This is a genomic window from Pseudomonas sp. 2024-210, assembly GCF_045062345.1.
In the GTDB taxonomy this organism is placed as follows: Bacteria; Pseudomonadota; Gammaproteobacteria; order Pseudomonadales; family Pseudomonadaceae; genus Aquipseudomonas.
In genome coordinates this window covers 91839-110677 of the sequence record NZ_JBJGEJ010000008.1, presented here as the reverse complement: position 1 = coordinate 110677, position 18839 = coordinate 91839, and the positions used below count along the sequence as shown (strand labels likewise).

19 protein-coding genes and 1 pseudogene are annotated in these 18839 nt (G+C 56.3%); 8 read left to right on the top strand and 12 right to left on the bottom strand.

Translation table 11 applies throughout. The annotated features are described in order from the left end of the window. Positions 1 to 30: 30 nt before the first annotated feature. Both ACI7MX_RS13615 and ACI7MX_RS13610 read right to left on the bottom strand, forming a co-directional pair. Entirely contained in the window at positions 31 to 1101 is a 1071-nt protein-coding gene (locus tag ACI7MX_RS13615; protein ID WP_122783177.1) for an AI-2E family transporter, read from the bottom strand. Between the two features lie 31 nt (positions 1102 to 1132). After that, positions 1133 to 1372: a sulfurtransferase TusA family protein gene (locus ACI7MX_RS13610; protein WP_405589043.1), complete on the bottom strand. Its 240-nt coding sequence runs from the start codon at positions 1370 to 1372 to the stop codon at positions 1133 to 1135. A 119-nt stretch (positions 1373 to 1491) separates the two neighbouring features. Between ACI7MX_RS13610 and ACI7MX_RS13605 the strand changes: the two genes are divergently transcribed. Next, on the top strand, positions 1492 to 2922 hold the full coding sequence (locus tag ACI7MX_RS13605) for a M48 family metalloprotease (RefSeq protein WP_405589046.1): 1431 nt from the start codon (positions 1492 to 1494) through the stop codon (positions 2920 to 2922). A 103-nt stretch (positions 2923 to 3025) separates the two neighbouring features. On the opposite strand, the gene nadA is transcribed toward ACI7MX_RS13605, so the two are convergent. Continuing rightward, positions 3026 to 4084 (bottom strand): quinolinate synthase NadA, encoded by a 1059-nt coding sequence (gene nadA / locus ACI7MX_RS13600; RefSeq protein WP_314486383.1) that lies wholly within the window; start codon positions 4082 to 4084, stop codon positions 3026 to 3028. Between the two features lie 227 nt (positions 4085 to 4311). Next, positions 4312 to 4998: a type 1 glutamine amidotransferase domain-containing protein gene (locus ACI7MX_RS13595; protein ID WP_405589049.1), complete on the bottom strand. Its 687-nt coding sequence runs from the start codon at positions 4996 to 4998 to the stop codon at positions 4312 to 4314. A 256-nt stretch (positions 4999 to 5254) separates the two neighbouring features. Here ACI7MX_RS13595 and ACI7MX_RS13590 point away from each other — a divergent pair, with 256 nt between their 5' ends. Continuing rightward, positions 5255 to 7408: a TonB-dependent siderophore receptor gene (locus tag ACI7MX_RS13590; protein WP_405589051.1), complete on the top strand. Its 2154-nt coding sequence runs from the start codon at positions 5255 to 5257 to the stop codon at positions 7406 to 7408. A 29-nt stretch (positions 7409 to 7437) separates the two neighbouring features. On the opposite strand, the gene ACI7MX_RS13585 is transcribed toward ACI7MX_RS13590, so the two are convergent. Further along, positions 7438 to 7857, bottom strand: a complete 420-nt coding sequence (locus ACI7MX_RS13585; protein WP_405589054.1) for a hypothetical protein — start codon at positions 7855 to 7857, stop codon at positions 7438 to 7440. Between the two features lie 492 nt (positions 7858 to 8349). On the opposite strand from ACI7MX_RS13585, the pseudogene gntB reads away from it, so the two are divergent. Further along, positions 8350 to 9322, top strand: a pseudogene (gene gntB, locus ACI7MX_RS13580) (guanitoxin biosynthesis L-arginine gamma (S) hydroxylase). Continuing rightward, positions 9312 to 10214, top strand: a complete 903-nt coding sequence (locus ACI7MX_RS13575) for a DMT family transporter (protein WP_405589199.1) — start codon at positions 9312 to 9314, stop codon at positions 10212 to 10214. The pseudogene gntB and the gene ACI7MX_RS13575 overlap by 11 nt, the downstream one beginning before the upstream one ends. Positions 10215 to 10266: 52 nt before the next feature. Here the strand turns inward: ACI7MX_RS13575 and ACI7MX_RS13570 are convergent, their stop codons facing one another. Both ACI7MX_RS13570 and ACI7MX_RS13565 read right to left on the bottom strand, forming a co-directional pair. Then, positions 10267 to 10800: a hypothetical protein gene (locus ACI7MX_RS13570; RefSeq protein ID WP_405589057.1), complete on the bottom strand. Its 534-nt coding sequence runs from the start codon at positions 10798 to 10800 to the stop codon at positions 10267 to 10269. Between the two features lie 179 nt (positions 10801 to 10979). Next, on the bottom strand, positions 10980 to 11675 hold the full coding sequence (locus tag ACI7MX_RS13565) for a tRNA (adenine(22)-N(1))-methyltransferase (RefSeq protein WP_405589060.1): 696 nt from the start codon (positions 11673 to 11675) through the stop codon (positions 10980 to 10982). 118 nt (positions 11676 to 11793) lie between these two features. On the opposite strand from ACI7MX_RS13565, the gene ACI7MX_RS13560 reads away from it, so the two are divergent. Next, on the top strand, positions 11794 to 11955 hold the full coding sequence (locus ACI7MX_RS13560) for a DUF2986 domain-containing protein (protein ID WP_314486373.1): 162 nt from the start codon (positions 11794 to 11796) through the stop codon (positions 11953 to 11955). Positions 11956 to 12058: 103 nt separating this feature from the next. Here the strand turns inward: ACI7MX_RS13560 and ACI7MX_RS13555 are convergent, their stop codons facing one another. From ACI7MX_RS13555 to ACI7MX_RS13535, 5 genes are all read right to left on the bottom strand, one after another. Further along, the gene (locus ACI7MX_RS13555; RefSeq protein WP_405596005.1) at positions 12059 to 13159 is read right to left on the bottom strand and encodes an MFS transporter; all 1101 of its coding nucleotides are present in this window, start codon (positions 13157 to 13159) and stop codon (positions 12059 to 12061) included. Then, complete coding sequence (locus ACI7MX_RS13550) at positions 13075 to 13341, bottom strand: hypothetical protein (RefSeq protein ID WP_405589063.1); 267 nt, start codon at positions 13339 to 13341, stop codon at positions 13075 to 13077. The genes ACI7MX_RS13555 and ACI7MX_RS13550 overlap by 85 nt, the downstream gene beginning before the upstream one ends. Positions 13342 to 13381: 40 nt before the next feature. Next, a complete protein-coding gene (locus ACI7MX_RS13545) occupies positions 13382 to 14521 on the bottom strand; it encodes a mandelate racemase/muconate lactonizing enzyme family protein (protein WP_405589066.1) in 1140 nt (379 codons plus the stop codon). Positions 14522 to 14708: 187 nt separating this feature from the next. Beyond that, entirely contained in the window at positions 14709 to 15407 is a 699-nt protein-coding gene (gene arsH / locus ACI7MX_RS13540) for an arsenical resistance protein ArsH (protein WP_314486370.1), read from the bottom strand. Between the two features lie 53 nt (positions 15408 to 15460). Further along, complete coding sequence (locus ACI7MX_RS13535) at positions 15461 to 15808, bottom strand: metalloregulator ArsR/SmtB family transcription factor (protein ID WP_314486368.1); 348 nt, start codon at positions 15806 to 15808, stop codon at positions 15461 to 15463. A 172-nt stretch (positions 15809 to 15980) separates the two neighbouring features. On the opposite strand from ACI7MX_RS13535, the gene ACI7MX_RS13530 reads away from it, so the two are divergent. The 3 genes from ACI7MX_RS13530 (at position 15981) to ACI7MX_RS13520 (ending at position 18830) form a co-directional block, all read left to right on the top strand. Beyond that, positions 15981 to 16769, top strand: a complete 789-nt coding sequence (locus tag ACI7MX_RS13530) for an SDR family NAD(P)-dependent oxidoreductase (protein ID WP_405589071.1) — start codon at positions 15981 to 15983, stop codon at positions 16767 to 16769. A gap of 343 nt (positions 16770 to 17112) precedes the next feature. After that, positions 17113 to 17541 carry a DUF2231 domain-containing protein gene (locus ACI7MX_RS13525; RefSeq protein WP_405589074.1) on the top strand — a complete coding sequence of 143 codons (429 nt, stop codon included), beginning with the start codon at positions 17113 to 17115 and terminating at the stop codon, positions 17539 to 17541. Beyond that, the gene (locus ACI7MX_RS13520; RefSeq protein ID WP_314486362.1) at positions 17538 to 18830 is read left to right on the top strand and encodes a sorbosone dehydrogenase family protein; all 1293 of its coding nucleotides are present in this window, start codon (positions 17538 to 17540) and stop codon (positions 18828 to 18830) included. Before ACI7MX_RS13525 ends, ACI7MX_RS13520 begins: the two co-directional genes overlap by 4 nt. Positions 18831 to 18839 lie beyond the last annotated feature (9 nt).

Here is an 18839-nt window from a genome sequence, read left to right as displayed (position 1 = left end):
GGGGCTTTTTCATGTCTGGCGTTCAGTGACTCACAGCAGCGGCGCGACCGCTTGCTGCTCACGCGGCCAGGCGTCGAGTACGGCCTTGAACAAGGTCGCCAGCGGGATTGCAAAAAACACCCCCCAGAAGCCCCACAACCCGCCAAACAACAGCACGGCGCAAATGATTGCCACCGGGTGCAGGCTCACTGCCTCGGAGAACAACAACGGCACCAGCACGTTGCCATCCAGGGTCTGAATGATCCCGTACACCGCCATCAGGTAAATGAACTGATCGCTCCAGCCCCACTGAAACAGCGCGATCAACAGCACCGGCACCGTGACGACCACCGCACCCACATAGGGCACCACCACTGAAACCCCCACCAGCAATGCCAGCAAAGCCGCGTAATTAAGCCCCATCGTTACGAAAGCGATGTAGGTCACACCGCCGCAAATAAAGATTTCGATGACCTTGCCGCGAATGTAGTTGGCGATCTGGCGGTTCATTTCTTCGGCGACACGGGTAATCAGCGCCCGCTCACGAGGCAAGTAACCCCGCGCCCAACGACCAATCAGTGAGCGGTCTTTAAGAAAGAAAAACACCAGAATCGGCACCAGCACCAAATAGATCATGATGTTGACCAACAGTGGCAAGCTGGACAGGGAAAAGGTAAGGGCCAATTGACCGAATTTTCCTATTTCGCTGCGGGCCACTTCGATGGCTTGCAGGACTTGTTCATCCGATACCAAATGCGGGTAGCGCTCCGGCAACAGCAGTAACAGCGACTGCCACTTGGCAAGCATGCCAGGCAGCTCGTTGAACAGCGTGATCAACTGGTGCCACAGCAACGGCAGCACCACCACCAGAAACACCAGCAACAACCCCATAAACAGCGCAAACACCAACCCGACAGCCGCCGCTGCGGGCACTCGCAGGCGCTCCAGCGCAACCACCAGCCCCTGCATCAAATAGGCCAGCACCATGCCTGCCAGAACCGGCGCCAGCATGCCGCCCAAAGTCAGTACGGCGGTGAAGGCCAGCACCAGAAGTACCGCCAGCACCACGGCCTCCTCATCTGAAAAATAGCGCTGTACCCAACCACGTAACACTTTGAACATCAGTTTTCCTCAGAAGAACGCTGCGCGGGCTTCAAGCCTTGCGCAGCCAGTAACGGTAAGTGCCGGCATCGACATTTTCCTGCAACAACTCATGCCCGGCCAAACGCGCGAAGGTGCGAAAGTCGCGCACAGAGCCTGCGTCCGTGGCAATCACTTTGAGCGTCTGGCCACTGAGCATTTTGTTCAACGCCATCTTGGCTTTGAGCAATGGCAACGGGCAGTTCAAGCCTGACGTATCCAGCTCAACATCATGGGCGACGGTTTCATTCATGATGGACTCCTCTGAAGTAGGCCTTTTGCGGCCGGCTAGAATACCCCAAGCCGAGCCGCTACTGGTCGCCAGCCACGTGTGCAGCTACAGTAAGCGCTTTACCAACCAGAGCTTTGTGCATGACTTTTCTGCGCCCGACCTTGTTGACGCTCGCTTGCCTGCTCGCATCACCGAGTTTCGCCGACGATTTACCGTCTCTGGGTGACGCCAGTTCGTCCATTGTCTCCCCACAACAAGAGTACCAACTGGGCCGCGCATGGCTGAGCATGCTGCGCGGGCAGGTGTCGCAGCTCAACGATCCGCAGCTCAAGGATTACGTTGAAGCCAGTGTTTATAAGCTGGTTGAGACCAGTCAAGTGCAAGACCGACGTCTTGAGTTCATCCTGATCAATAGTCCGCAGCTCAACGCCTTTGCCGCACCGGGCGGGATCATCGGGGTCAACGGCGGATTGTTCCTCAATGCCCAAACCGAAGGTGAATATGCCTCGGTGCTCGCTCACGAACTGGCTCACTTATCACAACGCCACTTCGCTCGCGGCGTTGAAGCCCAGCAACGCATGCAACTGCCGATGATGGCCGCCCTGCTGGCCGGGATCGTAGCCGCCGCCGCAGGTGCGGGTGACGCCGGCATTGCCGCTATTGCCAGCACTCAGGCCGCGGCCCTGCAAGAGCAACGGCGCTTCTCGCGACAAAATGAACAAGAGGCCGATCGCATCGGCCTGCTCAATCTGGAAAAAGCCGGCTACGACCCGCGCTCCATGCCCACCATGTTTGAGCGCTTGATGCGTCAATATCGTTTTGATTCCAGGCCTCCCGAATTCCTGCTGACTCACCCGGTGACCGAATCGCGTATCGCCGACACCCGCAACCGTGCTGAGCAAGCCCGGCCCGGCGGCACGGAAGACAGCCTGCGTTACCAGTTGATTCGCGCCCGCGTGCAGCTTAATTACGAAGAAACGCCCGGCATTGCGGCCAAACGCTTTCGCCAGCAGCTGGACGAAAACCCGAAAAATGATGTTGCCCGTTATGGTCTGGCGATCGCCCAAATAAAAGGCAGCCAGTTCAACGATGCGCGCGCCAATTTAAAGGTGCTGTTGGACAAGTCGCCCAACGACATCACCTACAACTTGGCGCAAATCGAGCTGGACATGGCCAACAACCGACTGGATGACGCTCAGCAACGGGTTGATCGCATGCGCACCTTGTATCCGGGCAATTACCCGCTTAACCAGATGCGCGTAGACCTGTTGCTCAAGCAGAACAAGCCGAAGGAAGCGGACAAAGCGCTGGAAGCCCTGCTCAAAAGCCGTCCCGACGACCCGGATGTCTGGTATTCGGTGGCCGAAACACGAGGCTTGTCGGGCAACATTATTGGCTTGCATCAGGCGCGAGCCGAGTATTTTGCGCTGGTAGGGGATTACCGACAGGCCATTCAACAACTGGATTATGCGCAGAAGCTGACGAACAACTTCCAGCTGTCGGCACGACTGGATGCGCGCAAGCGCGAGCTGATGGATCAGGAGCGGGCGCTCAAAGAAATGATGAACTGACTGGAAAGCCCCTCACCCTAGCCCTCTCCCCGAGGGAGAGGGGACTAAAAGCAACAGCAGATCTGAGCGCCCTCTCCCTTTGGGAGAGGGTTGGGGTGAGGGCTCAGGCATTCCCTGCCAGTTTCAAACGAGCAGCCTGGGTAAAGTCCAACATTCGCTTGAGTGGTCGCACAGCATTCGGCACCAAGGCCGGATCGACAAATATCTCGTTCGTACCCTGCTGCAGACACTCAAGCGTGCGCTCAAGGGTATTCATGGCCATCCACGGGCAATGCGCGCAACTGCGGCACGCTGCGCCGTTACCGGCCGTGGGCGCTTCAATGAACACCTTGTCCGGGCACAGCTGCTGCATTTTGTAAAAAATGCCGCGATCAGTGGCTACGATAAACGTCTTGTTCGGCAGATTTTGCGCCGCGGCGATCAACTGACTGGTCGAACCCACCGCGTCAGCCAGATCAATGACCGACTCCGGCGACTCCGGGTGCACCAGAATCGCAGCATCGGGATACAACGCCTTCATGTCTTCAAGCTGTTTGGACTTGAACTCTTCATGAACAATGCACGCGCCATCCCACAGCAGCATGTCGGCGCCCGTCTGACGCTGGATGTAACGGCCCAAATGCTTGTCCGGGCCCCAGATGATGGTTTCGCCGTTATCCATCAGGCTTTCGACGATCTCCAGAGCACAGCTTGAAGTCACCACCCAGTCAGCACGCGCTTTAACCGCCGCCGAAGTATTGGCATACACCACCACCGTGCGCTCAGGGTGCTGGTCGCAAAAAGCCGAAAACTCCTTGACTGGGCAACCCAGATCCAGCGAGCAGGTGGCTTCGAGGGTCGGCATCAGAATGCGTTTTTCAGGGGTCAGGATCTTCGCCGTCTCACCCATAAAGCGCACACCGGCCACCAGAATCGTCTTGGCCGGATGCGCCGCACCGAAGCGCGCCATCTCAAGGGAATCGGACACACAGCCGCCCGTCTCTTCGGCCAGGGCCTGAATCACCGGGTCACAGTAAAAGTGGGCCACCAGCACCGCGTCGCGGGCTTTGAGTTCAGCCGCAATCGCTGTGCGCAATGTGGCCTCTTGTGCCTCAGTCAACGGTTTGGGTTGCTTGGCATCCAGATGGGCTTGAACCAGAAGTCGTTCAGAAATTTGCGTCATGTTCGCAAGACCTGCAAGCGCTAGTGCGCGAAAGTCGAGTGTACCACCGGCTCTGGACCTTTCGAGTCCGGCCGGGAGAGTGTGTGTCATCAGGCACGGATGATCTATTGCGCGCGCAAGGCTACAGAATATGCAGGCGATTCAAAAGTTTAATGTGGTGTAGATGAAGGCTTGTGTGACGCTGATACCGACAGGCGTTGTCGGCATCAGACATAGGGCAGGATAATTTATGGAAGGGTTGCCAATACGAGGTCAGCCACGGCGCCACCCGAAGCGGGATTCTGGCCCGTCACCAAGCGCTGGTCTTCAAGGGCGAACGGGGCCCACGGCTTATCGGCTTTTTGATAGTGAGCACCGCGTTTGACCAGCTCTGTTTCGGTCAAATAAGGCACCACTTTATCCAGCCCGACCAGCGCTTCCTCTTCATTGGAGAACCCGGTCACCCGTTTGTCCTTGACCAGCAATTGGCCGTCGGACAGCTTGATATTGAGCAGGCCCACAGCGCCATGGCACACCGACGACACCACACCGCCGTTTTCGTAAATATGCCGACTCAGCGCCTGCAACGGTTCGTTGTCCGGGAAATCCCAGATCACGCCATGACCGCCTGCGTAATAGATCGCCACGTAGTCGTCCGGCTTGACCTGGTCTGGCCTGAGCGTCGCGCCCAGGCGATTCATAAACGACTTGTTGTGATACCACTCCCAATCCATTTCAGACGTCATGTCTTCGGCCAGGCTGTGCGGGTCAATGGGCGTGTAGCCACCTTGCGGACTGACGTAATCGACCTCATACCCGGCCGCTTCGACCTTCTGCACAAAATGCACCGCTTCGCCCAGCCACAAGCCCGTGGGCCGCTTAAGGTCGGGGTATTTTTCAACACTGGTCAGTACCACGAGTATCTTCTTGCTCATCATTAGCCTCCTGAGTTTCGGGTCTGATCCCGCCGCAGAGCCCACCGGCAGGTGTGGCTCTGGAGCATAGACCACCGATAGACCCCACTCAGATGATGGCGTTCGCCCTGCCCCCACACAGGCGACGTATAGAAGAATTACGAAAGACCGTCCAGCGCAAATGCAAATCTTGCGCAAATAGCAACAATTACTATTTACAAGTGCGAATAAGTCTCTAGTATCGCCCTTCCCTCGTTTCCCTTTGCAGGCCTGTGCGATGCTCTTTCCCTTTACCTCTTCGTTGACAGGTGCTCTGGCACTGAGTTTCTCTGCCGCCGCTCTGGCGGCCCAAGACACTTCAAGCCCATTGACACTGGGTGAGGTGAAGATCAGCGCCGAAAGCGGCGTCGCGGGAACAGCCACCACAGAGGGCAGTGGGTCATACACTACAGGGGCCATGAGCACAGCGGTCGGTCTGCCGCTGTCGATTCGCGAAACCCCACAATCGGTCAGTGTCATCACCCGCCAACGCATGGACGATCAGGGCATGAATGACCTCAACGATGTGGTCAAGTACGCGCCCGGTATCACCCTGCGCAAGTTCGGCGGCGACCGCCAACAGTTTTTGGCACGCGGTTTCAGCATCGACAACCTTATGTACGACGGGTTGCCCACCACGCTCAGTTCTTTCACGCTCGATACCGTCGCCGGGGCAGATCTGGCGATGTACGACCGTGTGGAGGTCGTGCGCGGTGCCACTGGACTGATGACCGGCGCTGGCAGTCCGTCTGCAACGCTTAATCTGGTGCGCAAACGCCCCACCGCCACCCCCCAAGTCAGTATCACCACCAGCGCAGGCAGTTGGGACCGTTATCGCACCGAGGTCGATGCGTCTAACAAGCTCAACGAGTCAGGCACCCTGCGCGGTCGAATCGTGGCGGCTTATGAAGACGATAAAAGTTACATCGATGTGCGCGCGAAACAGCGGCAGACTTTTTATGGTGTTGTCGAGGCCGACCTGAGCGACGCCACAACCTGGACCCTTGGCGCCTCCAAGCAGCGAGACGATGCCACCTCGGACTGGGGGAGCCTGCCCGCAGGCCCGAATGGCGAAAACCTGCACCTGCCGCGTTCAACCTTCTTGAGCAATGACTGGGCGTACTGGGACCGAGACAACGTGACCCTGTTCACCGACCTCACCACGCGCTTCGACAACGGCTGGACGTCAAGACTGGCCTTCGCCAAGGTGTGGGCCGAGTCCAATACCTTTTCCAGCTACTTGAGTGCGGTCAAAGGCGGCGGGTTTGCCCAATCCTCGGGGCAATATGACACCACCGATGTACAGACCAACCTGGACGGTTCGCTTTCCGGCCCCTTCCAATGGTTTGGGCGCGAACATGAGCTGACGGTGGGTGCGAGCCGTCGTCAGGAAAAGTTCGATCAAAAAGGGGGTTTCTGGTCCAAGGCCATCCCGATAGACATCTACAACTTTGATCCCGGCGTGATTCCCAAGCCGGACATTGCCGATCGCACCCCGTATCAAAGCCAGAATACGGCGACTGAAGAAGGCATTTATGCGGCGGCACGTTTCAACCCCTTTGACCCACTGCACGTGATTATCGGCACCCGGTTGAGCTGGTACGACTACGACAACCGTTCAGGCGCAGGGGACTATAAAGTCACTCAGCAGGTCACGCCTTACGCCGGGGTTATCTACGACCTTAACGAAACTTACTCGGTCTACGCCAGCTACACCGAAATCTTCAAACCACAAACGCAACAGGACGTCGCAGGCTCCGTGCTCCAACCCATGACAGGTGAAAGCTATGAAGTGGGCATCAAAGGCGAATATTTCGACGGCGAGCTGAATGCCTCGTTGGCGCTGTTCGACATGACTCAGGAAAACCGCGCCTATGCGCTTGATACCCAGCCCGCCAACTGCCTTGCGACCAATCGCACCTGCTACGAAGCCGCAGGCGAAGTGCGAAGCCGGGGCCTGGATGCAGAGATCAGTGGCGCCCTCACCCCGGACTGGCAAGCTTCAGCCGCTTACACCCTGGTGTTGAGCCAGTACGTCAAAGACAAGGCGTTTGACAAAGGTAACCTGTTCGCACCCAACCAACCCAAGCATCTGTTCAAAGCCGCGACCACTTACCACTTGCAAGGCAACTTGCACAAAGCCCGCATCGGTGCGGACGTACTGGCTCAAAGCAAGACCTATGGTCGGGTCGGCAATGGCCATGCAGAGCAAGGCGCCTATGGGGTGGTTGGCCTGATGGCCGGGTATCGACTGGATGAGCACTGGGACGCACGGGTCAACCTCAATAACGTGCTTGACCAAAAGTACTGGCAAGGCATCCCCACCGCCAGCGGCAGCGGGACCTATGGCGATCCGCGTAACGTGATGTTTTCGCTGAAGTGGACGCTTTAACCGAAACTATCGCCTGTTTCGCCCGGCAGTTAGTGCGACAGGGTGTAACGCCCGGTGTTTTGGCGAACATCGGGTTTGATCGGCCCTGATTGCTGGCTGAATACAAAGGTGCCTCGCTGACCGGTTTCACAGACCAGTGTCAGGGTGTAATGCACAGGCTCGCCTTGATAGACCTCCTGCATCACCAACTGCCCCAGACCATTGGCATATTTGCGATAAACATAATCGCCGGTGGACACCACATCAGTGCCCAACACGTCGAGCTGATAATGCCCCTCAGCCAGATTCAACCGCAGCAAATTGCCGGCGTTCGGGTTATTGGGTGAGTAGTGAGGATCGGCCACATTGATCATGGCTTGATTCACCAGTGAATCCGGCACGTCACAGTTGGCAGTCGTTTGTGACGACAGTGCAACGAGTATGGATAACGTCAAAAGTCGAGAGAACATCTGGAAACCCCTAGTTTTTTAAAAAAACTTTAGGGGCAGCAGCGCCTTTCGTCTTCCTGGAAGTCTTTGCAAATAGTTACCACTCGAATCATGAGTAGGTTATTTATGGCACGGGGCGGCGCGTCAAATCTGAACTTCAGCCTCTACCTTCAAGCAAAGGGATATGTAGTCCGTTTCTGATTGGCGCCTTTGCTTTAGTCGACCTCGGGTCTGAAGAGCCATTCAATAAAAAGTGATTTTAATCACCGTGCTTGCCCGCAAACTACCGGATTGAATGGATTTCACGATAGATCCATTGCCAAGGGTACCCCCCCATGGCTCCAGCGCTTACACATAAAGACACAACTTACAGACTTAAATCTTATTCTCGCTGTTTACTCTAGTTCTCAGTTAAACGCAAAGCGCACACGATAATTACAACTTGAATTCCATATCCCTTTAAACGCTGCCATTACACCAAACATGGCCATGCGTTAGTTGGCAGGATGTTCCATGTTAACCAGACATCGATTTTCGAAAGCGATCAGGTGGCAAATCAAGTCGTTATGCCTATACGACAATTACCACGGCCCATTCGCACTTCTTCAGAACGCATCTTGGATTAGCCTGGCAATCTACTTGGGTGAATCCAGCTTCTGGTTTATGCCAATGGCCATCCTGCTGATAGGATCCCGTCAACGGGCGCTGGCCACTCTACTGCACGAAGCGGCACATGGTGCGCTGTGCAGCAGTAAACAAATGGAAAAATTTATCGGTACTTGGTGTTCTGGTTATCTGATCTTTCAGACTTGGGCCAGCTATCGACGCTCCCATACTTTGGAGCACCATCACAAGCTGGGTGATCCAGGCTGCGATCCCGATTACAAGTATTATCGCCAAGCGGGTGTGTTCGATGCACGACCGCCTTACCGATTCGTGCTCGAGTATCTAGTCAAGCCGATAGTGTTTATCGGCGCAGCGCGGAGCCTGAAATATCTGTTGGTCCATCGCCTGATACGCAACTCCAGCAAAAGTGAACTTCTATCAGTGATGGCCTGCCAAGGGCTTCTCGCACTGTGCCTGACACTGCTCTTCGGGGCTAGGTTACTTATTCTATTGGCTGCTACCGTATCTAACTACGTTCCAGGCCATATCTTGGTTCATAGAACTCGCCGAGCATTATCCAATGATTGCCAAGGCCAAATCCGACTTACAGGCAACACGAAACCGCTTCAGCCATCCACTTGAGCATTTCTTCACGGCTATGCACGCAGAGAACTTCCATCTGATTCACCATCTTTTTCCTGGGATTCCCTATTGGAACCTTAAAAGAGCCCACTGGATACTGTTAAGCGACCCAGCTTATGCATTAAGAAATTCGAAATTTGGCGGTATTTTCGTCTCATCAAACTTTGCTCCGTCGATGTGGGCCTGCATTCTATCGAAAGCCTATTCAACAACAGAGGACGCCAGCGATGCTCGTTAGTTTCAGCAAAGGCATTATATTTGCGCTCTGCGCTGCGGCACTTAACGCAACGATCGGCGTACTTAGCAAAGTACTGATGAGCAATGGATTCCCCCCCAGCAGTATCGCTGCTTTTAAGACTCTACTAGGCTGCACACTGCTTTCGATCGTGCTGCTTTTTTTCAAACGTCCTACGTCACCCGCAAAATGGACGCAAGCCGCCATCTGCGCATTCCTCGGTATCTTTGTACTTTTCCACTTTGAAACTGCCGCCTACCGCCATTACGCCGCAGCGGGCGTAGTGGTAGTTTTGATGGCCAGCGCTTCAATCTCCTCGATCCTGCTGGGACGCATCGTCCTTAAAGATGCCATTACCGCAAATGCGACCGTAGGCGCAGCACTGGCCATCGCCGGGATCGCAGTGATCTTCGGCGTCGATCTGCAACAAGGTTTTACTCTGCAAGGCGCAGCACTCGCCTGCATGGCCGGCTGCGGGTACGGGGCGTTTTCGGTTGCCATGAAGCGAATGGGTGTGTCCGGGGGGTTGCATTTCACCCGCCAGCTGTTGTTCTTCGGCAGCCTATACCTGCTTATTCCAGCTGCAGGCGATCACTTCGTGATTGGCGAGCTGACGCCCCTAACGATGGCTACACTCTTCGTGCTGGCCGCGCTGCCGACCATCCTCGGCTTCTTCTGCACGACCAAGGCCATTGAGTACCTAAAACCCTCGCAAGTACAGGCGCTTGAGCTGACTGAGCCGCTGTTCGCGGCTCTGCTTGCATTTGTGGTGCTTAACGAAGTGCCTCGCGAAAGCCTTTACGCAGGAGCCGCTCTGATCATTCTAGGGTTGTGCTTTTCCAATGAACTGATCCGTCTGAGCAACAAAGCGCCCGTCCCCCGCGTGAGTGACTGAACTGCAGAATTACAGGCTGAACGCACTCCTGAAGTCCGTGCGCAGGAGTACTTTAAGCCCTAGCAAAGGGTAAGGGCGCTGTACACACCTTCGTCGCCACCGGATCATTTGGAATAAAAGAGTCAGACGCCCCCGCCTTGAGCACCACATAGCCACGCCGCCAAGGCTGATCATCAACCATCTTCCAGCGATGGCCTGAGCCGGTATTGTCTTCAGCGAGCAGCACCTCGCCCGGGTGCAAGGTGAATGTCTCACCGCCGCGCGTCTCGAATGCCAGCGTGCCGGACAACGTGATGACGTATTGCGGCTCCGGGTCGTTGTGCCAGTCATAAGCCGCATGCGCCGGGGTCTGCTTGAAGTGAATCGCGGACACGTCATTGCGCTGACTCTGGTCAATCGTGCCCTCCAGAACATGCGAGGCGTTATCAGCCCCTGTACAGAGTTTGAACGCCTTGATGGTGTCAGTCCCGGAGGGGGCCGCTTGAGCACCACTCAAGGCAGCAAAGGTGAGCGCGATAACCCCCGCCGTGCTCAGGCCTAACCGCTGAATGGAGAAATGCCGGGGCGAATGTCTTAGTTGCTGCATGGGACGGGGTTGCCTCGTGTGTGGATGAATATTCGCTATCGTCGTCTCGGGCCAGTATCAGGACAACTAACAAATAATTCATTAAACGAAGTGTTCAGCAAACCCCATCGGGAGTGAGCAAATGCCCCCACTTGTAGTGGCTGGCGAGGTGACGGTCAGTGGTGCTCCGTGCATTGCTTTCAAGCCAGCAGTTCGGTAATCCACCGGGCCTGTTGAGCCACCTCGTGCACTTTTACGTCAGGCACGGCCTGCCTCGCCTTGGCGAACTGCGCCAGGGTCTGCTGTTTATGGCGCAATATGCGTTGCCATTTGCTTAGAAACACTGGGCTACGCGCCTGCATCTGCAACGGACCGAAGTACAGTTCTTCGGCGCTGTACAGCACCGGCCCAGCACGCTCGGCGACGATGATTTCGTAGTAGAAGCTGTTTTCACTCAGCAGTTCTTCGCAGACGATGCGGTAATCGTTTTCCATCAACCATTGGCGCAGAGGCTGCTCGCCCCCGTTGGGCTGCAGGATCAAACGCTCCTGGCCGCTCAAACGCGTTTTACCGTTTTCCAGGATGTCGCGGATAGTTTCACCGCCCATGCCGCACAGACTGATTGCCGTGATGTCGTCTTGCGGCTCAATCGCCTCAAGACCGTTAGCCCTGCGCACAGTGATCTGCTGTTCAAGGCCATTGTCGCGCACGGTGCGCTGCGCCGCGTGAAACGGCGTCAAAGCCACCTCCCCTGCCACCGCCGCCGCAATGAGTCCCCGACGCATTAAGGCCACCGGCAAATAGCCGTGATCCGAACCGATATCTGCCAGCCGCGCCCCGATAGGCATATGGGCCGCCACCCGCTCAAGGCGCATGGACAATGTGTGCTGATTCACTGCAAATCCTTAATGTCACGAATATCTGAATTTCTTTACTAAATCGACGTGCGCCACAGGGCGGTTCGATTTTCCAAACTGCTATCATCCCGGCCTTCGCTATACCGGATTGAACACCATGAATCGTCGTAAAAAAATCACTCAGCTTTTGAAGGCTCACGCTAAAAAGGCCAGCGCCAAATTAGCCCCAAAAAATAAAGTGAAATACATTAGCAAAGCTGACCGTTTAAAGCTGGCCGTTGAAGCCGAGCCTGAACACACGACAACCGCCGAGAGCTGATCGTTACTGATGAGGACTCACCTTGGTGGCAGGTCTCAGTGGCTTCCAGCAATATACCGCGCAGGTAGGCGCCCAGACGACAGGCGCCAGCACTGTGGGTTGATCAGCTCGTCATGATCACTGAAACCTGACCTTGTGGGCTCTGCCCCCTGACAGCCAGTATCACCACCAGCATGCCAAGTCCGCATACAGCCGCCGAGATGACAAAAGCCACGTTGTAACCACCACCATACTGAACAACCAGCCCCGTCAGGGTCGGCGCGATGATACCTGCCAGATTCGCCAGCAGATGAACAAAGCCCCCGGTTCCACCGACCCGGTTCTTGGGCACGATGTCCTGAATCAGGGCCCAGCAGATTTGAGGGGTTACAAACAGGAAAACGCTGGACACCGTGATACAGGCAACGGCCATGCCTAATGTGGCCACTTGGGTCGTGATCAATACGCAGATCGCCGCCACGCCCAACCCTACAGTAAGCATGATCTTGCGGGCCAGAATCACATTATCGAGTTTTTTCGCCAGCGCGTCGGTCAGGAAGCCTCCCCCCAGAAATCCCACCGCCGCGCCCAACCAGGGCACCATCCCGACGATGCTCATGCTTTTGATGTCCAGATGCTGGTAGTCCATCAAATAGCTCGGCAGCCAGGTGAGGAAAAAGTACAGCACGTAGTTAAAGCAAAAAAATGCAGTCGCGACGGCCAGCACCGGGGCACTGAAGATATAGCTGACCAGGCTGCGACCTTCTTCAACATGCTCCACCAGCACTTCCTGGCGGCTGCTGCGAATCAATTCACGCTCCGCCTCGCTGACTTTAGGGTGTTGCTCGGGGGTGTCCTTGAAAATCATCAACCAGGCCACCAGCCACAAGGCTCCCAGCACAGCGATGACCAAAAAGGACACTCGCCAGCCAAAATTGAAGGCCACCAACCCAACGACCGGCCCCGCCAGTGCCGCACCCAAGGGTTGGCCGCAGTTGGTAAAACCCAATGCACGGCCCGCTTCTTCTCGTGGAAACCAATTGGTGATCGCCTTATTGGTGGTGGTCCCCATCGGCCCTTCACCCATGCCGAACAACACCCGAAACACTAACAACTGAACATAGCCTGTGATGACTGCGGTTAAACCGCAGAACAACGACCAACTTCCCGCTGCCCAGGCAAACACCTTTTTGGGGCCATATTTATCCGCCGCCCATCCGCCAATAAAGCACAGCGCACAGTAACCAATAAAAAAGAGCTGAAGATAAAGCCCATTTGAGCGTCATCAATATGCAACTCGGTTTTGAGCAGGGGTGCGACCACCGAGAGAGCGGCACGGTCCAGATAATTCAGCATGCCGGCAAAAAACAACAAGCCAGCAATGCTCCAACGGTATTTGCCTTTCATTTTTATATGGCCTTTTTTATAAGTGGGTACTACTGAGGGCTTACTCGATCAATGCGCGGTCCACGCAATAATCTTCAATCACCTGCACATCCGGACTGAAACCCAACCCTGCAACATGGGGCAGCTCCATGCTCGGTTCAAAAGCCAGTGCCGGATATAACAGTCGCTCGAACTCAATAAAGGGCACCTCCAGTGCTACGTCAGGGGGGAGCAACATGCACAGGTGCGCCACCGCCAACAGCCCCGGGCCAAAGTAAAAACAGTGCGGTACGACCTTCACCTGATGGTGTTTAGCCAAGGCAAATACCTGGAGCATGGCGCCGACACCTCCGATTTTCGCCACACTTGGTTGTACGATGTCGATTGCGTGTTGCTCAAGCAACGCTTTGATGCCTTCTACCCCTGCCGCATTTTCACCGGCGGAGACAGGCACGCCCACACGACGAACTTCAGCCAGTCCGGCCACGTCGTCAGGCGGCCAGACGGGCTCCTCTAACCAAGTCAACTCAAGGTTAAGCAAGCGTGCTGCGATGCCCTGCGCCTGGGCCACAGACCACGGACAGTTGACATCCACCATCAACTCACCCGCAGACACAGGCAGCGCCTCACGGGCCGCCTCAATGGCTTCAACGCGGGTTTCATGGAGTTTGATTTTGCGAAAGCCCTGCGCGCGGGCCCGGGCAACCTGACGGCGAACTTCGTCAGGATCGTTGCCGTAACTGACCAGGCTGGCGTAAACCTCAAGCGTTCGCCGGGTACCGCCGAGCAGTTGATAAAGCGGCACATCAGCACTCTGAGCCGCCAGATCCCACAACGCAATATCAATACCCGAGAGCGCATAGACCATTGCTCCAGTGGAGCCAAAACCATGGACAGCACGACGGGCCTTTTCCAGGGTGAGCTCACGGTCTTCAAGCCGCGTGCCGATAAACAGAGGCGCTACGACGCTCTTCAACGCCTCAAATGTCACCCCATTGCAGCCATGCCCGAACGCTTCTCCCCATCCCACCCTGCCCGTGTCAGTGGTGACTTTAAGCATCAGGCTTTGCATCGTGCGATGACTCGGCGACGCCGCATTGAAAGCGTCATCGTCCTTGGCCTGACGTGGGTGTTGTTGACGTTCAGTGCCTGCAGTGAACGGGATACAAAGGCGTAAGATTTCGATGCTGCGAATATTCACAGGTCGGTCTCCCCATTATTATTGGATGTGCGGGTCTGCCGAAAACACAGGTACGTTATCGTACAACATCAAAAAACAAGCGTGAAACAATTTATAACAAGTTGCGCTCACAACCTGCTGCACCGGCTGGTTTTCACGGGGTTGCAGGTCAGCCCACCGGGGCCGGCTGACCGTATAGGGTTGCCCTTCAAATCGACCGCTGATTGACTCGAGCCATCAGTTGCTCAGCCGTTTCCTTACGCTCTGAATAACGGTCTACCAACGTTGCCTGCTGATCACGCAACAACAGGGTAAATTTGACCAGTTCTTCCATCACATCCACGAGCCGATCGTAAAAAGGTGATGGCTTCATCCGGCCGCTGTCGTCAAATTCCATATAGGCTTTGGGTACCGAAGACTGATTGGGGATAGTGAACATGCGCATCCAGCGGCCCAATACACGCAGTTGGTTGACCACATTGAAGGACTGCGAGCCACCACAGACTTGCATCACCGCCAGGGTTTTGCCCTGCGTGGGACGAACGGCACCCATCTCAAGCGGTATCCAGTCAATCTGTGCCTTGAAAACGGCCGACATTGCGCCATGCCGCTCCGGCGAGCACCAGACCTGACCTTCCGACCACAGCACCAGCTCGCGCAGCTCTTGTACTTTCGGGTGCTCGACCGGGACGTCGTCGGGCAACGGCAAGCCCGAAGGATTGAAGATGCGCACCTGGGCACCGAAATGCTCCAGCAAACGGGCGGCCTCCTCCACCATCAGACGGCTGAAAGAGCGTTCGCGGGTCGAGCCGTACAACAACAGGATGCGTGGCGGGTGATCAGGCCCGGCCGTAGTCGGCAGGCCTTCGAAAAGGGATAAATCGAGGTTGGGTAAGTGTTCTGACATGGCTCCTCCTGAAGAGCGTCAAGCATTAAACAGGCGGCGAATGGGTGGGCTGGTCAGCAGCGGGCTGCTTCACGAACGGGACGACCTTTCATGTGTTGCAGCCGCGAAGTGTTGTCCTTGAGCCATTGGATATTGGCTTCGAACGTTACATGCAGCACCTGGCGAACCCACTCGGGAAGATCCGGATTGAGACGGTAATAAACCCACTGACCTTGACGGCGATCCAGCAATAAGCCGCTGCTGCGCAGTTGCGCGAGGTGACGGCTTATTTTGGGTTGACTGTCGTCAAGCGCGCACATCAGTTCGCAGACACACAACTCACCTTGATGAGCTATCAGCAAGGTGGCGCGGGCCCGGGTTTCGTCGGACAAGCTCTTGAAAACATCGCAGGGTGTGATCATCAGGGGCTCTTTACATGCGGATAACCGAATATACGGATTTTCATATATATCTGGCAACCCCTGCGACTCAAGCCCCTAGTTCGAACAGACGATGTCGTTCATAGCGTCGGCCAGCACAGTTTCCTCATCTATTCGCCTGCCCTTGCAGCGAACGACTGATGATGGAGACAGCATGGGAACGCTTGAAGACCGAGTGGCAATAGTGACCGGCGGCGCCGCCGGCATTGGCCGCGGTATGACAGAGGCCTACGCTCGCGCAGGTGCGTATGTGCTGATGGCTGATATTAATGTGGCGGCGGGCGATGAGTGCCTGAGCCACTTGCCTGCCGAACTGCACAAGCGGGTCAGTTTCATGCAGGTGGATGTCACCGATAAAACACAGGTACAGGCGATGGTGGCTCAAGCGATCAGTCGTTTTGGGCGCCTGGACATTCTGGTCAACAATGCCTGGCGCGGCTCGGGGTTTGCCCGCCTGGAAGAACAGACCGACGAACAACTGCGCGGTGCCTTCGACATGGCGGTGATGGCAGCCTTTTGGGCCATGCAAGCTGCTCTCCCGCATTTCAAGCAGGTGGGTTCAGGCCGGGTGATAAACCTGTGCTCACTCAATGGCGTGAATGCACACCTGTACAGCGCTGATTACAACGCCGCCAAAGAGGCACTGCGCACGCTGACCCGTACCGCTGCGCGTGAGTGGGCGCAGTATCAGGTGTGTTGCAACGTTATCTGCCCGGGTGCAGCCAGCGACGCCTATCAACGCTTTGCCCGTCACCATCCTGAAAATGCCGCCGAGATGGCCAAGGCTAACCCCATGGGACGAATAGGTGATCCACTGACTGACATTGCTCCGGTGGCGGTTTTCCTGGCCAGTGACGACAGCCGCTACCTCACCGGCAATACGTTGTTTGTCGATGGCGGCGCGCATATCAATGGGGTTCAGTGGGCGCCAAAGCTGACGTGATACAGGCGGTCGAGATTCACCTGCCGCGTAGCCGCTGACGAGGAACGAAGGCTGCGATCGACGATGCAATCGTCGCAAAAGCTAAACCCCGTCAATGAGAGCATGCCTGATGTACCGAATTGAATGAATTTGCGACGGCTACGCCGCCGATCGCAGCCCGCGGAGCTCGTCAGCTGCTACACGGACTTAGCGCATCCTGACGTGGCTACCGACACAATCAGATACCTGTTTAATTGAACTTTCGCCAACTCACCACGATCGGTTCCATTGCACGTTAGCGCGACCTTCAAGGCCAGTGCATGCGCACTGAAACCGGCGGGTCGTACAACAACAAGGAGCCGTCGTGACCGTTTCTACCCCCCTTGCTTTTAGATGCACACCCTCCCCGCTGCATGCCACCTTGCTCGCCGGTACTGTGCCGCTGTTTCTGGGCGCTTTGCTAAGCGACATTGCTTACTCCAATTCTTTTCAGATCCAGTGGAGCAATTTCGCCGCCTGGCTGATTGCGGGAGGGCTGGTTTTTTGTGGTCTGGCACTGCTATTCGCGTTGGTCAATCTGATCAAGGCACACCCCAAAAGTGGTCGCCCTCTGATCTACTTCCTGTTGCTGCTGTGCACGTGGGTACTCGGGCTGGTCAACGCTTTTGAGCATGCCAAGGACGCGATGGCGACCATGCCTTATGGCCTGGTGCTTTCGGTCATAGTGACACTGCTGGCCTGCGTCACCACTTGGGTAGGCTTGACCGGTCTGCGTTCGGGAGAAACAAAATGAAGCCTAACAGCGCACTGACAGTGATCAGCATGGCGGTATTTCTAAGTGCCTGCGGTGGCGAAGCCGACAGCACTCTGGCCGTGGGTCCGAACCCGCAATTGCCCGCCCCGCAGCGCGGCTTGTTGCCCAGCATGAAAATTGCAGAGCCGGTGCAATGGGCCGAACAAAAGCCTACGGTGCCCCAAGGATACTCGGTGACGGCGATCGCCACCGACCTTAAGATTCCGCGTCAAACGCTGGTGTTGCCCAATGGCGATATTCTGGTGGCCGAAGGCCGCGGCGGTAACGCCGCCAAGCTCAAGCCCAAGGATGTGATTGCCAGTTACATCAAGGCGCAAGGCAACACTCAGGTCAAAGGCGGCAATCGCCTCACCTTGCTGCGTGATGCAGACGGCGATGGTGTCTACGAGGTCAAATCGGTCTTCGCCGAAAACCTCAATGCGCCGTACGGGCTGGCCTACGCCGATGGCAAAATCTACGTCGCCAATCAGGACGCACTGATGCGCTTCGATTATGAAGACGGGCAAACCCAAGCCAGCGGGCCCGCCATCAAACTCACCGACCTGCCTTCGGCCATCAACCACCACTGGACCAAGTCACTGACCATCAGCCCGGATGGCCGGACGCTGTATGTGGGCGTTGGGTCCAACAGCAACATTACTGAACGCGGCATGGAAGTCGAAGCGGACCGTGCACTGGTCTGGCAGATCGATGCGCAAACGGGCGCCCACAAGCCTTATGCCACCGGGCTGCGCAATCCGACGGCGCTCACCATTGAGCCTCAAACCGGGAAGCTATGGGCGGTGGTCAACGAGCGCGATGAGTTGGGCCCCGACCTGGTGCCGGACTACCTGACTTCGGTTCAGCAAGGCGGTTTCTACGGCTGGCCCTATAGCTACTGGGGTCAGCATGTAGACACCCGCGTGCAGCCGCCGAACCCGCAAAAAGTCGCGGCGGCGATCAAGCCCGATTACAGCCTGGGCTCACACGTCGCCGCACTGGGTGTGGATTTCTCAATACCGGCCATGGGCAGCACCTTTACTGAAGGCGCATTCGTGGGTCAACACGGCAGTTGGAACCGTGACAACCCGGTAGGTTACAAAGTGATATTCGTGCCGTTTAAAAATGGCAGCCCTGCGGGTGATCCCGTCGACTTTGCCACCGGCTTTCGTGACGCCGACGGCAAGACCCGAGGCCGCCCTGTGGGCGTGACCGTCGACCCCAAAGGCGCCCTGATTATTGCCGACGACTTGGCCAATACGGTGTGGCGCGTTACGCCTGACAAATAATCGATGCAC

Coding starts and splice junctions, on each gene's coding strand:
- ACI7MX_RS13615 (WP_122783177.1), bottom strand. CDS start 1,101: ATGTTCAAAGTGTTACGTGGTTGGGTACAGCGCTATTTTTCAGATGAG.
- ACI7MX_RS13610 (WP_405589043.1), bottom strand. CDS start 1,372: ATGAATGAAACCGTCGCCCATGATGTTGAGCTGGATACGTCAGGCTTG.
- ACI7MX_RS13605 (WP_405589046.1), top strand. CDS start 1,492: ATGACTTTTCTGCGCCCGACCTTGTTGACGCTCGCTTGCCTGCTCGCA.
- nadA (WP_314486383.1), bottom strand. CDS start 4,084: ATGACGCAAATTTCTGAACGACTTCTGGTTCAAGCCCATCTGGATGCC.
- ACI7MX_RS13595 (WP_405589049.1), bottom strand. CDS start 4,998: ATGAGCAAGAAGATACTCGTGGTACTGACCAGTGTTGAAAAATACCCC.
- ACI7MX_RS13590 (WP_405589051.1), top strand. CDS start 5,255: ATGCTCTTTCCCTTTACCTCTTCGTTGACAGGTGCTCTGGCACTGAGT.
- ACI7MX_RS13585 (WP_405589054.1), bottom strand. CDS start 7,857: ATGTTCTCTCGACTTTTGACGTTATCCATACTCGTTGCACTGTCGTCA.
- ACI7MX_RS13575 (WP_405589199.1), top strand. CDS start 9,312: ATGCTCGTTAGTTTCAGCAAAGGCATTATATTTGCGCTCTGCGCTGCG.
- ACI7MX_RS13570 (WP_405589057.1), bottom strand. CDS start 10,800: ATGCAGCAACTAAGACATTCGCCCCGGCATTTCTCCATTCAGCGGTTA.
- ACI7MX_RS13560 (WP_314486373.1), top strand. CDS start 11,794: ATGAATCGTCGTAAAAAAATCACTCAGCTTTTGAAGGCTCACGCTAAA.
- ACI7MX_RS13550 (WP_405589063.1), bottom strand. CDS start 13,341: ATGAAAGGCAAATACCGTTGGAGCATTGCTGGCTTGTTGTTTTTTGCC.
- arsH (WP_314486370.1), bottom strand. CDS start 15,407: ATGTCAGAACACTTACCCAACCTCGATTTATCCCTTTTCGAAGGCCTG.
- ACI7MX_RS13535 (WP_314486368.1), bottom strand. CDS start 15,808: ATGATCACACCCTGCGATGTTTTCAAGAGCTTGTCCGACGAAACCCGG.
- ACI7MX_RS13530 (WP_405589071.1), top strand. CDS start 15,981: ATGGGAACGCTTGAAGACCGAGTGGCAATAGTGACCGGCGGCGCCGCC.
- ACI7MX_RS13520 (WP_314486362.1), top strand. CDS start 17,538: ATGAAGCCTAACAGCGCACTGACAGTGATCAGCATGGCGGTATTTCTA.